Source organism: Streptomyces sp. NBC_00236 (assembly GCF_036195045.1).
In the GTDB taxonomy this organism is placed as follows: Bacteria; Actinomycetota; Actinomycetes; order Streptomycetales; family Streptomycetaceae; genus Streptomyces.
The window spans coordinates 3,897,890-3,913,350 of the sequence record NZ_CP108100.1; the positions used below are offsets into that span (position 1 = coordinate 3,897,890).

18 protein-coding genes, 1 tRNA gene and 1 pseudogene are annotated in these 15,461 nt (G+C 67.1%); 6 read left to right on the top strand and 14 right to left on the bottom strand.

The annotated features are described in order from the left end of the window. Positions 1-52: 52 nt before the first annotated feature. Together OG446_RS17445 and OG446_RS17450 are read left to right on the top strand one after the other, a co-directional pair. Complete coding sequence (locus OG446_RS17445; RefSeq protein WP_328894919.1) at positions 53-961, top strand: Yip1 family protein; 909 nt, start codon at positions 53-55, stop codon at positions 959-961. A 385-nt stretch (positions 962-1,346) separates the two neighbouring features. Further along, entirely contained in the window at positions 1,347-2,780 is a 1,434-nt protein-coding gene (locus OG446_RS17450) for a recombinase family protein (RefSeq protein ID WP_328894920.1), read from the top strand. A 140-nt stretch (positions 2,781-2,920) separates the two neighbouring features. On the opposite strand, the gene repSA is transcribed toward OG446_RS17450, so the two are convergent. The 10 genes from repSA to OG446_RS17500 all read right to left on the bottom strand — a co-directional run bounded on the left by repSA (position 2,921) and on the right by OG446_RS17500 (position 8,747). Beyond that, positions 2,921-4,321 carry a replication initiator protein RepSA gene (gene repSA, locus OG446_RS17455; RefSeq protein WP_328894921.1) on the bottom strand — a complete coding sequence of 467 codons (1,401 nt, stop codon included), beginning with the start codon at positions 4,319-4,321 and terminating at the stop codon, positions 2,921-2,923. Continuing rightward, entirely contained in the window at positions 4,318-5,004 is a 687-nt protein-coding gene (locus OG446_RS17460; RefSeq protein ID WP_328894922.1) for a DNA methylase, read from the bottom strand. The genes repSA and OG446_RS17460 overlap by 4 nt, the downstream gene beginning before the upstream one ends. A 5-nt stretch (positions 5,005-5,009) precedes the next feature. Next, positions 5,010-5,204 carry a hypothetical protein gene (locus tag OG446_RS17465; protein ID WP_328894923.1) on the bottom strand — a complete coding sequence of 65 codons (195 nt, stop codon included), beginning with the start codon at positions 5,202-5,204 and terminating at the stop codon, positions 5,010-5,012. Between the two features lie 5 nt (positions 5,205-5,209). Next, positions 5,210-5,392 (bottom strand): hypothetical protein, encoded by a 183-nt coding sequence (locus tag OG446_RS17470; protein ID WP_328894924.1) that lies wholly within the window; start codon positions 5,390-5,392, stop codon positions 5,210-5,212. 93 nt (positions 5,393-5,485) lie between these two features. Continuing rightward, positions 5,486-5,815: a SpdD protein gene (locus OG446_RS17475; protein ID WP_328894925.1), complete on the bottom strand. Its 330-nt coding sequence runs from the start codon at positions 5,813-5,815 to the stop codon at positions 5,486-5,488. Positions 5,816-5,827: 12 nt separating this feature from the next. Continuing rightward, positions 5,828-6,016, bottom strand: a complete 189-nt coding sequence (locus tag OG446_RS17480) for a mobile element transfer protein (protein WP_328894926.1) — start codon at positions 6,014-6,016, stop codon at positions 5,828-5,830. Between the two features lie 21 nt (positions 6,017-6,037). Next, positions 6,038-6,709, bottom strand: a complete 672-nt coding sequence (locus OG446_RS17485) for a DUF2637 domain-containing protein (protein ID WP_328894927.1) — start codon at positions 6,707-6,709, stop codon at positions 6,038-6,040. A gap of 79 nt (positions 6,710-6,788) precedes the next feature. Next, the gene (locus OG446_RS17490; protein WP_328894928.1) at positions 6,789-6,977 is read right to left on the bottom strand and encodes a hypothetical protein; all 189 of its coding nucleotides are present in this window, start codon (positions 6,975-6,977) and stop codon (positions 6,789-6,791) included. 82 nt (positions 6,978-7,059) lie between these two features. Continuing rightward, the gene (locus OG446_RS17495; RefSeq protein ID WP_328894929.1) at positions 7,060-8,415 is read right to left on the bottom strand and encodes an FtsK/SpoIIIE domain-containing protein; all 1,356 of its coding nucleotides are present in this window, start codon (positions 8,413-8,415) and stop codon (positions 7,060-7,062) included. 2 nt (positions 8,416-8,417) lie between these two features. Then, complete coding sequence (locus OG446_RS17500) at positions 8,418-8,747, bottom strand: SCO3933 family regulatory protein (protein WP_328898328.1); 330 nt, start codon at positions 8,745-8,747, stop codon at positions 8,418-8,420. A gap of 157 nt (positions 8,748-8,904) precedes the next feature. Here OG446_RS17500 and OG446_RS17505 point away from each other — a divergent pair, with 157 nt between their 5' ends. The 3 genes from OG446_RS17505 to OG446_RS17515 all read left to right on the top strand — a co-directional run bounded on the left by OG446_RS17505 (position 8,905) and on the right by OG446_RS17515 (position 10,857). Then, positions 8,905-9,678, top strand: a complete 774-nt coding sequence (locus OG446_RS17505) for a GntR family transcriptional regulator (RefSeq protein ID WP_328894930.1) — start codon at positions 8,905-8,907, stop codon at positions 9,676-9,678. Further along, positions 9,675-10,238 carry a GNAT family N-acetyltransferase gene (locus OG446_RS17510; RefSeq protein WP_328894931.1) on the top strand — a complete coding sequence of 188 codons (564 nt, stop codon included), beginning with the start codon at positions 9,675-9,677 and terminating at the stop codon, positions 10,236-10,238. The genes OG446_RS17505 and OG446_RS17510 overlap by 4 nt, the downstream gene beginning before the upstream one ends. A gap of 460 nt (positions 10,239-10,698) precedes the next feature. After that, a complete protein-coding gene (locus OG446_RS17515) occupies positions 10,699-10,857 on the top strand; it encodes a hypothetical protein (protein WP_328894932.1) in 159 nt (52 codons plus the stop codon). A 387-nt stretch (positions 10,858-11,244) separates the two neighbouring features. On the opposite strand, the gene OG446_RS17520 is transcribed toward OG446_RS17515, so the two are convergent. After that, positions 11,245-11,757, bottom strand: a complete 513-nt coding sequence (locus OG446_RS17520; protein ID WP_328894933.1) for a phosphoribosyltransferase — start codon at positions 11,755-11,757, stop codon at positions 11,245-11,247. Positions 11,758-11,763: 6 nt separating this feature from the next. Continuing rightward, on the bottom strand, positions 11,764-12,339 hold the full coding sequence (gene dcd, locus OG446_RS17525) for a dCTP deaminase (protein WP_136326616.1): 576 nt from the start codon (positions 12,337-12,339) through the stop codon (positions 11,764-11,766). A gap of 503 nt (positions 12,340-12,842) precedes the next feature. On the opposite strand from dcd, the gene OG446_RS17530 reads away from it, so the two are divergent. After that, positions 12,843-12,916: transfer RNA gene (locus OG446_RS17530), tRNA-Gly, on the top strand. A gap of 56 nt (positions 12,917-12,972) precedes the next feature. Here OG446_RS17530 and OG446_RS17535 read toward each other — a convergent pair. Continuing rightward, positions 12,973-13,454, bottom strand: a pseudogene (locus OG446_RS17535) (tyrosine-type recombinase/integrase); the annotation flags it as partial. Between the two features lie 65 nt (positions 13,455-13,519). Then, positions 13,520-15,346: a GmrSD restriction endonuclease domain-containing protein gene (locus tag OG446_RS17540; RefSeq protein ID WP_328894934.1), complete on the bottom strand. Its 1,827-nt coding sequence runs from the start codon at positions 15,344-15,346 to the stop codon at positions 13,520-13,522. Between the last annotated feature and the right edge of the window lie 115 nt (positions 15,347-15,461).

Sequence of the window (15,461 nt, forward strand, 5' to 3'; positions counted from 1 at the left end):
AGTTCCCCCGCCCCGCCCACCCGACCCCCGCGGACCAGGTACGTTCGATTACGTGGCTGGATTCAGGATCGGACGCGGCCGGGACAACCGCACCCCGCAGCAAGCGCAGCAGCAACCGCGGCAGCAGCCGTACGGCAATCAGGCACCGCCGCCGTACGGACAGCAGCAATGGCCGCCGACGGGAGGTGGTGGAGCCCCGCACAACGCCGGATACAACAACGGCGGCTACCAGGGCGGCGGGGCCGACGAGCCCGAGTACTTCGCCGACCCGTACCCGCAGCCCCACCACCCCCAGCACCCCCACCAGGGCGACCCGTACGCGAACAGCCCCGGTCACACCCAGGCCTTCAGCATCAACGAGGACCCGTACGGCGACGGCAACACCTACCGCGCCGGCCAGGCCCCCGCCCAGCCCGCGGGCCCGCGCCTGCACTGGAAGCAGCTGCTGAGCGGCATCGTCACGCGCCCCGGCCCGACGTTCTGGCAGATGCGCGACTACCCCGTCTGGGGCCCGGCGCTCGTCGTCACGTTCCTCTACGGCCTGCTGGCGCTGTTCGGCTTCGACCAGGCCCGCGACGACGCGATCAACGCCCCGGTCGGCAACGCGATCCCCTACGTCATCATCACGGGCGTCGGCTTCGTGCTCGGCGGCCTGGTGCTCGGCGCGGTCACCCACACGCTCGCCCGCCAGCTCGGCGGCGACGGCGCGTGGCAGCCGACGGTGGGCCTCTCCATGCTGATCATGTCGATCACGGACGTCCCGCGCCTGGTCTTCGCGCTCTTCCTGGGCGGCGAGAACTCACTGGTACAGATCCTCGGCTGGATCACCTGGCTGGCGGCCGCGGCCCTGCTCACCTCGATGGTGAGCAAGTCCCACGACCTGCCGTGGCCGAAGGCGCTGGGCGCGTCGGCGATCCAGCTGCTCGCCCTGGTCTCGATCCTCAAACTGGGCACGATCTAGAGAGAGCGAGAGCCTCCGCGCCCCTGGAAGGGGACGCGGAGGCTCTCGTCATTTCCATCCGCAGAACGCATCCACAGGACGCCCCTCGGGCTCCCTCGGGCCTCTCTCAGACGCTCCTCGGGCCTCCCCCATCCCTCAGACGCTCCTCGGGCCTCCCCCATCCCTCAGACGCTCCTCGGGCCTCCCTCAGACGTCCCTCAGACGCCCCTCGGGCCTCCCTCAGACGTCCCTCAGACGCCCCTCGGGCCTCCCTCAGACGTCCCTCAGGCGTCCAGGACCTGCCCACTGCGCCGCACGACGGGCTTCTCCACGCTCCAGGCTGACTTGACTCTATGACGGTAGTAGTCTGGCCGTGCTCTGAGAAGCAGGGGGAGGTCCGTCCATAGTGGCGCGCAAGGTGGGGATTTACACCCGAATCTCTCGGGACGACGAGGGCGACGCACTAGGTGTGGCACGCCAGCGACAGGACTGCGAGCGTCTGGCCGACATCCGGTCTTGGCAGGCCGTGAAGGTCTACGAGGACAACGACGTGTCGGCGTTCAAGCGGAACGTCGTCCGCGACGAGTTCGAACTGATGTTGAAGGATCTCCGCGCGGGCCTCATTGACGGCATCGTCGCGTATGACCTCGACCGGCTCGCACGACAACCACGCGACGTGGAACGACTGATCGAGATTTTCGACGACCGACCTCGGCTGACGTTCGCCACTGTCACCAATGACATCAACATCGCGACACCGGACGGCAGGACCATGGCACGCATCATGGTCGCCTTCGCCAACAAGTCGTCACACGACGCGTCACGCCGGATCAGGCGCAAGCACCTGGAGCTAGCGCAGCAAGGCAAGGACAGCGGCGGGCCGGCGCCGTATGGATGGCGCAAGGAAGCCCGCAACAAGGTTGACCCGAAGGCCGCCCAAGCTATCCGCGAGGCTCAGCGAGACCTCCTGGCCGGCGTGCGCATCGGAACCATCCGGCAGCGCTGGTGGGAAGAGGGCTTGGGCAATCCGCGCGCCGGGACCAAGCGCATGGCCCACCATCACGTGGAACACATTCTCACGAGTCCCCGACTCGTCGGCTACCGGACCTATCACGGCGAGGTCCTTTACGGCGAGGACGGCAAGCCAGTGACGGGCGAGTGGGAAACCATCAATACGCTCGAAGAATGGGAGGCCGTTTGCGCCGTGGTCGCGGAACGCAAGCTGGACTATCCCAACAAAAACCGAGCCCGGAAGTACCTGCTTTCCGGCATCGCCCGGTGTTCCTTGTGCAAGACGAAGATCCGAGGCCAGACCAACCACAAGTGGAAGCCAGAATCGAAGGCATCGCGGTACAAGTACCAGTGCTCAGTGGTCAATGGCGGCTGCGGCAAGGTTGGCCGCGTCGGTGAGCCAGCGGACCGACTGATCGTCCAACTGGTCCTGGAGGAGCAGCGCGAGCGGGCCGCAACGGCCGCCACACCTGGGGATGAACGGTGGCCACAGGAAGATGACTTGGAGCTTGTATCGCAAGAAATCACCCAACTCATCGAAGCCGAGAAGGCGAAGCAAATCTCCGTTTCCACGCTTCTTCAGATGTTGCCCGCCAAGGAGCGTGATCGGGATGAATTGAAACTTGCCCGCGCACGCTTCCACAAGGAACGGAAGCAGGCTGAGGCAAAGACAGGAGCCGGTGACCTCACCATTGAGGAGTTCTTCGACCTACCCATTGAACGCCAGCAAGAAATCGTCCTGCACAGCCTGTCAGCCGTAATGATCCATCCGGCAGGCCGAGGCAGGCGGGTTTTTGACCCCAGCCTCATCGAGCCGGTTTGGCGGTAGGAGGGACGGATCGCCCCTGAAGCAGGAGCGCACGCCGTACCCATTCCTCATCGCGTGCAGGCGCTCGGCGAAGATGCATACGCATCCATTCCTCCGTGGACATCACCGCCGGCTTCGCCTCCCGTTGCCGAGGCCGCGAACTAGTCGTCGTACTCATCGAGCACACCTCCCAATCGGGCTTCACGGGCTGCGTCGCGGTTGTGTTGGATGTCGCGGTGGATGTTGGCGGCGAGCCAGGATTCGCCGGGGGTGTGCCCGTGGCCGGCGTAGGTCCAGTGCGCGAGCGTGAGGGTCGTGGCCTCGGGGTGCTCGTCGGGGCCCGGGAGACCGAGGGCGGCGCGTTGCTGGGCGGCGCGGTAGTCGGCGCGGACCTGCCGGAGGGCGCCGAGAGTGGTGGAATAGCGGCGGGATTTGGTGGAGAAGTGGCCGCGGAAGCCGAGCATGTGGGCCCAGTCGCGGAGCTTGCGATCGGGGTAGGCGTGGTGGAGGTCCAGGCACGCTTCGATCAGTCGCCGGGGGTGGTCCGGGACGTCGAGCAGGATCAGCGCTTCCTTGTTTCCGATCCGGTGGTCCACGGTCCCGGTCGTCTCGGCCGCCTTCGTGGCGTACTTGGCGACATAGGAGGCAACGGCTTGCTCGGTGAGGTCTTCGCCGTTCCCGAACGCCCCGATGGGCTGGACGTCGAGCTGTGTGCCCCAGCGCAGCACCCAAGGGGTGATGAATCCGGCTTCCTCGTTCGCAGGCACGACGACTTCGACCCGAGCCGCCGCGGCGCGAATCGCGTCGTCGAGCAGAGTGAGGGTGGCCCAGGCCGGCGGGGGTGAGTCCGGGCCGTCCGGTCCGTCGAAGCGGATCACAGCGTGGAAGTGGACCGCTCCGCGCTTTTGGTACTCCGCGACCTTCCCGAAGGAGAGCCGGGACTGTTCGCGGGCGGCTTTCTGGGTGAGGCCAGCGCGGCGGGCGATTTCGCGGCGGAGGTAGATCGTGAAGTAGCGCCATAGGTCGGATGCGTGGTTGTTCCAGAGCACCGCACCCGCGTAGTCGTACCGGTCGGGGTGGAGCGGGGTGCCGAGTTCGGGGGCGTTGTCGGGGTGGTGGGTGCCGCAGCGGCAGGGCCGGTTCCCGGGCCGGTTGTGGACCGCACCGAACGAGGGTGCGGTGAGGGTGGCGAAGACGCGGGGGTGGTCGCGGATCGTGTGGGGGGTGCCTTTGTCGGGGTCGCCGGTGAGGCCGGCTCGGATGAGGTGGTAGGTGTCGCCGGCGTAGGTCCAGGCGCAGGCGGGGCAGCGGGAGGCGCGGCGGTTGCCGCAGGCGATGCGTAACCGGCCGCCGGGCTCGGTGTCGGTCGTGTAGTGGCGCAGGAGTGTGCCGGTGGTCCGGTCGGTGGTCTTGGTGGCGCCGGTGAGGTGGATGGGCTGGGCGCATCCTCCGGTGCGGCGGATCTGTTCGTTCCAGCGGTCGAAGCCGGTGGACCCGGCCACCCTCAGCACGTCGGCGAGGGTGGTCGGGTCCAGGCCCGCCGCGGTGGCGGTGTCGGTCATGCGAGCACCTCTTGCCGGCAGGTGAGGAACGCCGTCCCGATCCACTTCGTGTAGGCCAGGGGGATCGCCTCGGTGAGTTCCTCGCGGACGTCGGTCCAGGTGATGCCCATCGCGGTCTGCATCTCGGGGACGGAGGCCTTGCCGCCGCCGGAGCCGTACGGGGCGACGTAGGGCCCTTCCCGGTAGATGCCGTGGCGGTGGCCGCGGACGTAGCCCCGGTGCACTCGGTGGGTGGGACGAGGGGTGGTCCAGTTGCCGAGTTCGAAGTTGCGGTGGCGCAGGACGCCGAGGCCGAACATCTCCCCGCACAGGGACAGGTCCTTGCGGATGGTGGCGCGGCCGTTGGGCTGCTCGATCACGTACGGGAGGCCGGTCCGTTCCAGGAGTTCGCGGGTGGGGGCGACCAGGTCGTCATGGAGTCCGCCCCAGCCCTGGGACCGGTTGGTGCCCACGGTGAGTGCGCACTGTGCCTGGCAGGGGGGTGAGGCGTGCACGAGGGTGTAGCGCTCGATCTCACCGGTGGTGATGAGGTGGGCGAGGCGCTCCAGTGCGTCTCCCCGGTGCATCGGGAAGGGGTAGTTGGGCCGTGCGGCGATGTCGACGCCGTCGATGTTGAAGCCGGCGCGGTGGTAGCCCGTGGCGGCCCCGCCAGCGCAGGAGAAGAGGTCAAGGACGCGAGGCATGGTGGTCACCGTCCGGTCCGGTTGTGGGCGGGTCCGTGGTTGGCGGTGTAGCCCTCCACCAGGGCGCGGACCTGTGCGTCACCGGTAGCGGTGGCCGAGGCGCCGCAGTGGCAGACGGCGGATCCGGTGGCGGGGGCGTTGGGGGACGGCTTGCTGACGTGCAGGCCGGGGCGGTCCGGGGTCGGGGTCAGGTCGGACACGGCGGTCACCTCCCGGCGCGGGCGTAGGCGCGAGCGGGGAGGACGTGGCCGGTCCCGTTGCAGGGGTGGCAGGTCGCGGTGACCGTCTCGCGGTGGCCGTCCGGGGTGGTCTGGCCGGTGGTGATGGCGACCTGGGGGAAGCCGTCACAGTGGGCACAGATCGGCCGGGGCAGGGTGTTCTCGGGCATGATGGGATCTCCCTTTCGGGTCTGCGAGATCTGGAGGGTGTTGAGGCGCCCGGGGCGGCGGAAGTTTGGCGACCGAGGCCGCCCCGGGGGCTGTTAGCGCTGGCGGTTGTGGCTGTTGAGCAGGGAGCGCAGGACGACCGCGCAGATCGCGACGGATGCGGCGGTGATCGCGACCGCGAGGAGCATCGAGACCAGGACCGCACCGACCACGAGGACCACGGCGGTGCCGCCGGCGACAGCCACAGCGAGGGTGCCGGGGGTGAGCTGCACCGCGGACCGAGCGGCCGGAACGGGCGCCGGGACCGGGGCGGGGGTGTGGTGGCAGTCGCAGGCCGGCGGGTGCACGAGGCCGGTGAGCGGCGGGACGAGGGACGTTGCCGCGGTGGGCGGGGTGTCGGGTGCCGGGTACTTCGGGGTGAACATGGCTTGCTCCTTTCAGGCGTTGCAGCGGTGTGTTTTGGCGGCGAGTTCGGCGGCGGGTCGGTTGGCGTAGTCGGCGGAGAAGTTGCAGCCGGGGGCGGTGCAGGCCGCGGTGTGCTTGGTGCGGCCACGGCCGTCGTAGTGGGTGCCGACCCTCACGGGGCCGATGCGGATCACGTTGGTGAAGCGGTTCGGGCGCGGCATGGTGTGGGCTTCCCTTCTGTGTCAGGCGAGTTGGGCGGTGATCGCAGCGGCCAGTGGTGCAGGGACCCCGAGGCGAGCACGCAGGGTGGTGGCGTCGATGGGGTGGCCGGTGGTGGCGTGGTGGGAGTTGGCGAGCTTTCGGGCGTGGTCCAGCAGTGCCGGCGGAACAGCGACCGCGGCCGGGGCAGGAACGGGCTCCGGGGCAGCCACTGGGGCCGGGGTGGGCGGGAGTTCGGGCGCCGGTTCGGGAGCGCGTTCCACCGTGACGTCCGGGACCGGATCGGCGTCCGAGACATCCAGCGAGACGGCCGGTTCGGGCTCGGCTGGTGCCGTGGCGGGGGTGTGGGCGAGGAGGGTTCCGCCGAGGAAGGCGAGGGCGGGCCAGCCGGCGACGAGGATGCGGAGCCAGGCCGGGACGTCGTCGAGGTCGAGCATTCCCGCAGTCGCGATGTTCGCGCCCAACGATGCGGCAAGGGCAATGACGAACCAGACCCAGGCCGGACGGTTGTCGGCATGGGTGCGCATTCGGCGCCAGGCGGCGACCAGCAGCAGGTCCACGCTGATCGGGTAGGCCCAGGCCTTCCAGCCGTTCTGTCCGGCCGCTTCGGCCAGGTCATGCAGGTGCGAGAACGACAGAGCACCGGCGATAAACGCCTGGACCAGCACGGCATCCGGTCGGATGGAGCGGGACATCGGGGTTCACCTCCAATCTGGGGTGGGTCGGGGCCGGGCGGGATGTGGTGGTCACCGCCCAGCACCCGGAGCGACAGGGTCAGGCGTCCGGGTCGGTGCCGGAGCCGAAGCAGTTGAGGCACAAGCCGTCCTGCTGGCCGACCGGGCGACGCTTGCGACCGACCCGCACCGTGGTGGAGACGTTTCCGGTCCCGCCACACGGCGTGCAGGGCACCGGCTCGTCCGCGGGCGAGGGCTTGGGCTTGGTGGTCCGTTTCGTGGTGGCCATGGCGGTGGTTCCTTTCGGTTCCGGGCATGGGCGGGTAGGGACCCGGCGCGAGACGGTCACGCCAACCGGGAGGGGCGGGGTGCTACTCGGTGACCGGCCGCGGATTGACCAGCGGCGATGTCGGAACCGGGGCCGGGGTGGTGCGGACGACCGGGCGGAACGGGGCGAGCGCGGCGATGTCCGGGGTCATGTGCGCGTATTCGCGGCAGATCGCGACCGCTTCGGCAGCGGTCATTTCGGGTGTGCGAATGCGGGACCAGCCCCCGGAGGCATCGCCGGCCACCGCGACACCGGGGCGGTCCGGCGGAATGGTGGTCACGGCGAAGACTGCGTCCGGGGCGATGTCGCCCAGGCCCATATCGGCGGTCTGTTTGTCGTTGACGCGGTGCACGACGCGGCCGGTGAGCTGGGCGCGGAGCATAGTTGCGCCCTTGCCGAGTTCGGAGCCGAAGCGCTGCCCGCAGACCTCCAAGTAGATGCCGACCGCCCGGGCCATCTGCGCGAGACGAACCAGGCGCATCACCATCTGATCGCGCCGTTCCTCGTCCTTCTTGACCGCGGTCAGGAACAGTTCTGCCACCTCGTCGACCAGGACGACCAGCGGCACCGGTCGCACCTTGGTGGGCAGATCCCACAGGTCGGAGACTCCGTGGGCGCTCAGGGTGTCGAAGCGCTCTTCCATCTCCCGCACGAGGACTTCCAGCAGGCTGGAAGCTTCATCCGGGGTGGTAGCCAGTGCGGAGAGGCGGGGTGCGTAGCCGCGCTGTTCCACACCGCGCTTACAGTCGATCCCGATCAGGCCGACCGGGAGTTTCGCCAGGCCGGTGATCAGGTTGCGCTGGAACATCGACTTGCCCGACTGATTCGCACCCAGCGTCAGACCGTGCGGGATCTTCTTGTAGTCCCGGACGAACGCCGTACCGTCCTCCCGCAACGCCACCGGCACCACCATCGGACCGGACAGCTTGCGGGGCAGCCGGCGCGGCATCTTCACCCGGCGCAGCACGTCATAGCCGGTCATGCGCAGTTCGACGAAGCCGGGCTTGACCTCCACCACGTGGACAGAGTGGACGCCCCAGGCATGCCGCAACCGTTCCGAGGCCGCAGCCACATCCGCGGGCTCCAGCCCGGCCGGGAGGCGCAGTACCACCCGCATCCCGGTCGAGGAACCACGGACCCGGCGAACCTTCGGCGGGACCGGCTGCACATCCTGGCGGCGGGCCACGTTGCGGACCATGAACGCCCGCAGCCTGGACGGCTGAACCGTCAGACCACACACATCCATCGTCGACCGGTACGTAGCCGCGAACCGAACCCGAGCGACCGGCAAGCCCACCAGCGACCAGAACACCCGCGGTGCGCGGGCCTTCGCGTAACCGAGACCGCCGGCAGCCGATAAGGCCCCGGCCGCTTCGATCATCATGGTCAGGTCCGGCATGGTCAGGCACCCGCCGTGATCGCTACCGCGCGGAAGCTGATCCCGTGCCGGGTCTGGCCGTTGAAGGTGTTCTCCCAGTCACGGGCCTTGAGGCCGATCACCGTGACCGGCGTGCCCGGGGTCAGGCTCTCCGGGACACCCGTGCTCGGGACGGTTACCTGGTAGAGGTTGCCCTCCCCGTCGTCCGAGATCAGCAGGCCCACGGTCGCGAGCGGGGCACCGGTCTCCCGGTCCATCGCGATCTCACCGGTCTGCTTGCTCACCAGCTTCGGAGTCGGAGGCGTCGCAACGAACACGACAGCGGTCGAAACATCGATCTTGAACGACGGCATGGCTATCTCCTTGGTCATACGACCTAAGCCTCTTAGACCGCTTGCTCAACTTGTTGGTACAAGCTGATACCTAGAGATTGCATCACCGAGGGTGAGGCGTCAAGCACTTCGGACGCACATGTACCAACAAGTTGACCGAGTGCGTCATGATGGAGTCATGAGCAAGCAGCCGAAGTACCGACAGGTGGCCGACGCACTGCGTCGTGAGATCGACAGCGGCGCCTACGGCCCCGGCGCGCGCCTTCCTTCAGAGAGCGAGCTCGCGACACGGTTCGAGGCGTCCCGAAACACTGTCCGATCGGGCCTAGGCCTGCTGGTGAGCGAAGGCTTGATCACGTCAAGCCAAGGTCTTGGCTACGAGGTCCGTAAGCACGAGGTCTTCGAGCTCAATGCTTCCCGCTTCGAGAACCTGAACTTCCCGCAGACGGGCGACGCCTACTCGACGGACGTGACGAACGCCGGCCGCAGGCCGCACCAGACGTTTCGTGTCGAGCTCACCACTGCCCCCGAGTACGTGGCCCAACGCCTGAAGGTCGATACCGGCTCCCGAGCTGTCCTCAGGTTCTGCCATCGGTTCGTTGACGATGTCCCATGGTCCACCCAGGCCACTCACTACCCCGATTGGCTGGTCGAGACGGCCCCTCGGCTGACTGAACCGGGGGACATCGCCGAAGGAACGACCCGCTACCTCACGAGTCTCGGCATCGAGCAGGTCGGATACGCCGACGAGATCGCCACCCGGATGCCGACACCAGAGGAGGCCCGACTTCTGGACATAGGAGCGGGAATTCCGGTCCTGCTCTGGACCCGAACCGGCTACTCCCGCGAGCGCCCTATCCGCTGCACGATCACGACGTTCCGCGGCGACCTGAACCGGATGAACTACGAGATCGGCGACTTGTCCGCCCGAAGCGAGAACGCCCCCCAGTGAAAATCACCACCGCAGTACCGGGCGACCTGGACCAGCTTCTGGCGTTCCGGGAAGAGGCCGCATCCTGGATCAGCAAACTGGGCAGCGACCAGTGGAGCCGGCCGTACCCTGCCGATCGCTTGTTGTTGACCATCGAGGCCGGCACCGTCTTCATGCTTCGCGATGGCAGCCGGACCGCTGGGACCATCACCCTCACGCCACAGGCGGAAGAGGGGTTGTGGACGCCCGAGGAGTTGGGGGAGGCCTCCATCTTCGTCAACAAACTGACGATGTCCCGCGATTACGCGGGGAAGGATCTTGGAGGCAGGCTCCTCGATTGGGCGGGAGACCGCGCCTACCAATCGTCAGCCGTGTGGCTCCGCCTTGACGCGTGGACCAACAACGCCGCACTTCAGCGCTACTACCTACGGCATGGCTTCGAGCACGTTCGGACTGTCCGAGAAGGCGGCGCCATCAACGGCGGCCCACGCGTCTCAGGCTGGCTTGCCCAGCGTCCCGCTTCCCCCGCCCAGCACGGGTTCGAGGACCAGACGCCCAGCCCCACACCCTTTGGCAGCTGAGCTGTTACAGGTTTCTCTACCTCATCAAGGCACCCGGCTGCGCTCCGCTCCGCCGGGCGCGCTTCCCGGCTCTGGCTGCTCCCGCGCTCCTGCCTTCGGCCCGCTCGTCGCTGCCGCCGCCGACGCGCGCCCACAACTGGATAGGCCCGGGGCATGAGTCGAGACCAATCCGCGGGTCAAAGACATGCCTCCGGCGGGGGCGCTACGGCACCGGGATGGATCGGGCGCCGTTTGCGGGTGCCGGCGGATTCGTGGTGAGCGTCGTGGGGCTCCCATCCCGACCACCTTCGACCCAGGCAGAGCCGAGCAGACGAGGCCCAGGGCGCCAAGGTCGTTCGTACAGTGGCGCGCTCCACCTTGACGCCCTGAACCACGCCCGCTCCACGGTGTGTGGGTCGAAGGCGGACGGGATGGGAGCTAGGTGAGGGGTGCGTTAGGGCGGACGTCAGGCTTGCGCCGCGTGGATAGCGCCCTGCACCAGCCGTATGGCTCGATCCAAGGCAGCATCGAGGTCTTTCACCACATCCCGTTGCCCCGCGACACGGCTCATTCGCTGATGCTCATCGTGGTTCCTCTCCGCGACCATGAGCGACGCGTGGTCGAAGTGCGCCACGACTAGAACTACAGCTCCGTGAACGCCTTCGTTGACTTCCAGCGTGGGCTCAGCATCGCGAAGCCTGCGTGCAGCATCTCTAGCCGGCGATGCGTCCCACCATGTGCGGCCACGATAGGTCTCCCGCAACGCCCGCACTTCGGACTTCACGACCAACAGATCCCGAAGAACATCAGGTGACGGAGCACGGCATAGAGCCTCGCGCCGCTGCGCCTCCCGCCGAACTTGCTCCCTCTGCTGATAAGCCGCCCACAGTCCTGCTGGCCCGCCAAGAGCTCCAACAGCACCGCCGACCGCCCCAAGCCACGTCGCCAGGTCAGCCACCGCTTACTCCCCACCCGTTGTGACTAGCTGATCAACCCACACCGTCTGACGTCACTGGAGCTACGCGGCCTAAAACGCTTCTGTGTTCGCCTTAGACGCCTTGCCCAACGTATGTACTGGAGGCAAGACACTCCAGGGGAAGTTGATCCAGCGATCGGTCTTCTTCCACACGTATTCGCACTTCACGAGCGAATGCGACTTCTCGTAGATCACGGCGGAGCGCACCTCGGCGACATGGTCGATACAGAAGTCACGCACGAGCTTCAGCGTCTTCCCGGTATCGGCGACATCGTCGGCGATGAGAACCTTCTTCGCCGAGAAATCAATGGCATTGGGCACGGGAGCCAGCATGACGGGCATCTCCAGCGTGGTGCCCACACCGGTGTAGAACTCGACATTCACCAGATGAATGTTCTTGCAGTCCAGCGCGTACGCGAGCCCGCCCGCGACGAACACCCCGCCGCGCGCGATGGACAGCACCACATCCGGCTCGTACCCGTCATCGGCCACGGCCTGCGCCAGCTCCCGCACGGCATGCCCGAAGCCGTCGTACGTCAGGTTCTCCCGCACGTCGTCACTCACGGGGCATCACACCTGCGTCCGGTGGAAGTTCATGAAGGAACGCGAAGCCGTCGGCCCACGCTGCCCCTGGTACCGCGACCCGTACCGCTCGGAGCCGTACGGGAACTCCGACGGAGAACTCAGCCGGAACATGCACAGCTGACCGATCTTCATCCCCGGCCAGAGCTTTATCGGCAGCGTCGCCAGATTCGACAGCTCCAGGGTCACGTGCCCGGAGAACCCCGGGTCGATGAACCCGGCCGTCGAATGCGTCACCAGCCCGAGCCGGCCGAGCGAACTCTTGCCCTCCAGCCGCGACGCGAGATCGTCGGGCAGCGAGATGACCTCGTACGTCGACGCCAGCACGAACTCACCGGGGTGCAGGATGAACGCCTCGTCCCCGTCCGGCTCGACGGTACGGGTCAGATCGGCCTGTTCCACGGCCGGATCGATATGCGGATAGCGGTGGTTCTCGAACACCCGGAAATAGCGGTCGAGCCTCACATCGATGCTCGACGGCTGCACCATCGACGCGTCGAAAGGATCAATACGTACGCGTCCGGCGTCGATCTCGGCCCGGATGTCCTTGTCTGAGAGAAGCACCCACCGAGGATACGCAGAACGCGCGGGCCCGCCCCCATCGGGCCGCCCGCGCGCCTGTCGCCACCTTCCCGGAAGCGGCTACCGCTCCTCGAACACCACGGGCACGGCATGCCGCAACCGGGCGCAACGAGGACAGCGGATAAGCCGCCCGGGACCGATCCGCCCGGACCCGAGCTGCTGCATCGGGAACGAGGCGGTAGCGAAAACGTGCCCTTCGGCACAGCGGACGACGGTGCGCTCCATGGACTCCATCAAGTCCCTTCCCCATCAAGCCGTGGACGAGAAAGCCACATTAGGGGATGAACAGGACGCCACCGCACGCGGCACTCCGACCACCCACGCTACGCCCCCAACTCCCTCCCCACACACCCCCGTCCACCACCCACCGCCCCCGTCGGCTCCCACCGGCCCCTCACGGCGACTCGCTCCCGGGGGCACGCCTCGGGGGGTCTGCGATGGGGTAGAGTGTGGGACGATGCGTCGCTGGTCAGCCAGTACGTTTCGCGGGTGTAGTTTAATGGTAGAACATGAGCTTCCCAAGCTCAGAGCGCGAGTTCGATTCTCGTCACCCGCTCCACGAAAAGCCCCAGGCCAGAGGCCGGGGGCTTCTTTGTTGTCTGAACCAATACAGGTATCTCGTGCCATATCCGTGTCAGATGCCTGGTCATCCGCCGCTTCACGCCGGGCCCGCACAAGCTGGTCGAGGCCGGCCGCCACCTCACGCTGCCGTTCCAGGTCCGAATGCTGATAGATCAGCGCGGCCCGCTCGGTCGACTGCCCCGCGCGCACCATCGTGTCCTTCAGCGTGGCCCCGGACCGAGTCGTCAGGGTGCGCCCGGAGTGACGAAGGTCGTAGAAGCAGAAGCCGTCGGGAAGGCCCACCTTCGAGCGAGCTGCGCGCCACTTCCGCCCGAAGGTGGGACGGCGGAACGGCTTGCCACTCCCCCTGACGAACAGCAGGCCGTCCGCTCGTTCTCGGCGTACCGGCTCAAGTGCCGCTGAAGGTCATTCCGCAGGAACTTCGGCAGCACGACCACGCGCTTACCGGACTCAGGTCTCGTGCCCTCTTGTCCGCGACCGGCCCCGCCCGCACGTCGGCTGCGACTGACGGCAGGGAGCCCGATCAGCGAGTAGTCGATACGGCTCGGGCAGAGAGGCCGCCACGGCACCCGGCGGATATTCAGTCTTCGTCGCCCTCGTCCACCCCACCGGTTGCGGGATATCCGTCTTCCGTGACGACCGCCTTGCCAGTGGCCGTCTCGATGGCCTCGACCAGAGCATGTTGCCGTGCTTCGAAAAAGCCCGCAAAGTCATCCTTGGCGAGCAGCGCGGGATCAACCAGATGGGTACGAATGTGGTTGGCCACGGTGTCCGCGTCCACCTCGGCGCTCTTTGCGAGCCTGGGGAGGTAGGCAGAGGGCGCTGTCCCGCCGATGATGCGGTTGGTGCGTCCGGTCAGCGGGGTCTTGTTGACGATTGAGTTGTAAGTGCCCCGGGCGATGTTCTCCCGCTCGCACCACGCCTGCGGGAAGATGTGGTGGATGTCCACGGCCTCCGCGAAGTACTCGGTGATCTCGGTCTTCTCACCAGTCCGCCAGTCGACGGCGCCTTCCTTCATCAGAAGTGCGTAGATCCCCTTGTAGGCGGCGCTGTTGCGGGTGCGCAATGTCATCAGGCGGCTCTCACTGAACCGGGCGTCGCGGATGGTGCGAGGTTCGGCCCAAGTGCCGCGCACCCAGCCCACGGTTTCGGGGAGGTCGTGGCTAAACCTGGTCTCCGTCGAGCCGCCGTACAGCTCGCCGAACACACCGCACCAGTACCAACGGGCCAGCTTCTGCTGTGCACCGGCCGGTTGGGCCTGTTCGCCGAGCGTGCTGAGGATCGCGGCGAGAGGGATCAGCTGGGTGCCATAGGGGAGGAACTTGGTGTCGAAGAGGTACTGCTGGCGGAGGAACTTGGCCGCGTCCTTGAAGCCTTTGACGACCAGTGGTGCGTAGCGGCGGTACTCGTCCAGGCCCAGTTCTAGAATGTCCTTGCGCTTGCAGCCGATTCGCGGCAGACGCTCTTCGTCAATCCCGACGGTAGCGGCATCGGCGCGCCGGGCAGCCGTTGCCATGAGGGTGACTGCCTGCAGGAAGTCGGTGTTGGCAACCTCTTTGAGGACGCGGTACTCCGGCGCCCTCCACGCGGCCCGGACCACATTGTTCCAGTGGTCGCGCAGGTCGAACTCTTCGGCGGCATATGTGGCGGTGAGTAGCTCGAAGACTGTGAGGGTGACGCCGCCGGTGTTGACCTTTTCGAAGACCTGGCAGACAGCCTGTCTCTCGGTCTGCTTCCCCAGTTCGATTACCGGCACCTGGTAGAGCTCGAAGGGGCGGACGAATGCCTCCTCGAAGTCCCGCCACCACTTGCGGCCGTCCTGCCCCTGATCCTTCCAATAGTCCTCGTAACCGTAGCTCCAATCACGGTTGGAAAAGAGCTGGGAGAGTGGGAAGAGCCGGGCCGCGTATTCCTTCTCCGGAGTCGAGTAGTCCTCGATGAGATCGCCACGGAAGCTGCGGACCACCCGGTCCGCCGGCAGAAGGCGGACTGCGTCTTCACGGTCCGCCTGAGGGTCGAGAGCCTTGACCATGTCGACGTAGAACCAGCCGGTGATCCGCTGCTTACGCTGGTTCTGTGTCTCGACCGGCTTGCCGAGCATGAGCGACTGGAAGAGCGAGGTCATCCGCTGCTGGCCGTCGAGAATCAAGGTGTCCGGTTCGGTGCCCGGGGGCGGAGTGGCGCCCTCAACCGGACGACACTTGAAACGGACGTCACCACCGGTCTGCAACAACATGAGGGTGCCGACCGGGTATCCACGAGAGATCGAGGCGAGCAGACCGATGATGTTGTGATCCGGCCACACCCAGCCGCGCTGGAACTCCGGTAGCTGTGCTTCGCCCTCGGCCACTCGCCGCAGCAGTTTGACCAGCTGAATCTTGTCGATCCCGAATGCTTGCTCAGTCACGACCCACCCCCTTCTCGACACTGAACGCTGCCGCGAGGTTACCGGTGGTGGGGTGAGCACGAGGTCAGTGCTGAAATTCGAGCTGCCAGGGGGGTGGCGCCTGCCCCCTCGCCAC

Coding starts and splice junctions, on each gene's coding strand:
- OG446_RS17490 (WP_328894928.1), bottom strand. CDS start 6,977: ATGGCCACCACGAAACGGACCACCAAGCCCAAGCCCTCGCCCGCGGAC.
- OG446_RS17470 (WP_328894924.1), bottom strand. CDS start 5,392: ATGCCCGAGAACACCCTGCCCCGGCCGATCTGTGCCCACTGTGACGGC.
- OG446_RS17485 (WP_328894927.1), bottom strand. CDS start 6,709: ATGTCCCGCTCCATCCGACCGGATGCCGTGCTGGTCCAGGCGTTTATC.
- OG446_RS17480 (WP_328894926.1), bottom strand. CDS start 6,016: ATGCCGCGCCCGAACCGCTTCACCAACGTGATCCGCATCGGCCCCGTG.
- OG446_RS17505 (WP_328894930.1), top strand. CDS start 8,905: ATGAGCAAGCAGCCGAAGTACCGACAGGTGGCCGACGCACTGCGTCGT.
- OG446_RS17500 (WP_328898328.1), bottom strand. CDS start 8,747: ATGCCGTCGTTCAAGATCGATGTTTCGACCGCTGTCGTGTTCGTTGCG.
- OG446_RS17460 (WP_328894922.1), bottom strand. CDS start 5,004: ATGCCTCGCGTCCTTGACCTCTTCTCCTGCGCTGGCGGGGCCGCCACG.
- OG446_RS17495 (WP_328894929.1), bottom strand. CDS start 8,415: ATGCCGGACCTGACCATGATGATCGAAGCGGCCGGGGCCTTATCGGCT.
- repSA (WP_328894921.1), bottom strand. CDS start 4,321: ATGACCGACACCGCCACCGCGGCGGGCCTGGACCCGACCACCCTCGCC.
- OG446_RS17475 (WP_328894925.1), bottom strand. CDS start 5,815: ATGTTCACCCCGAAGTACCCGGCACCCGACACCCCGCCCACCGCGGCA.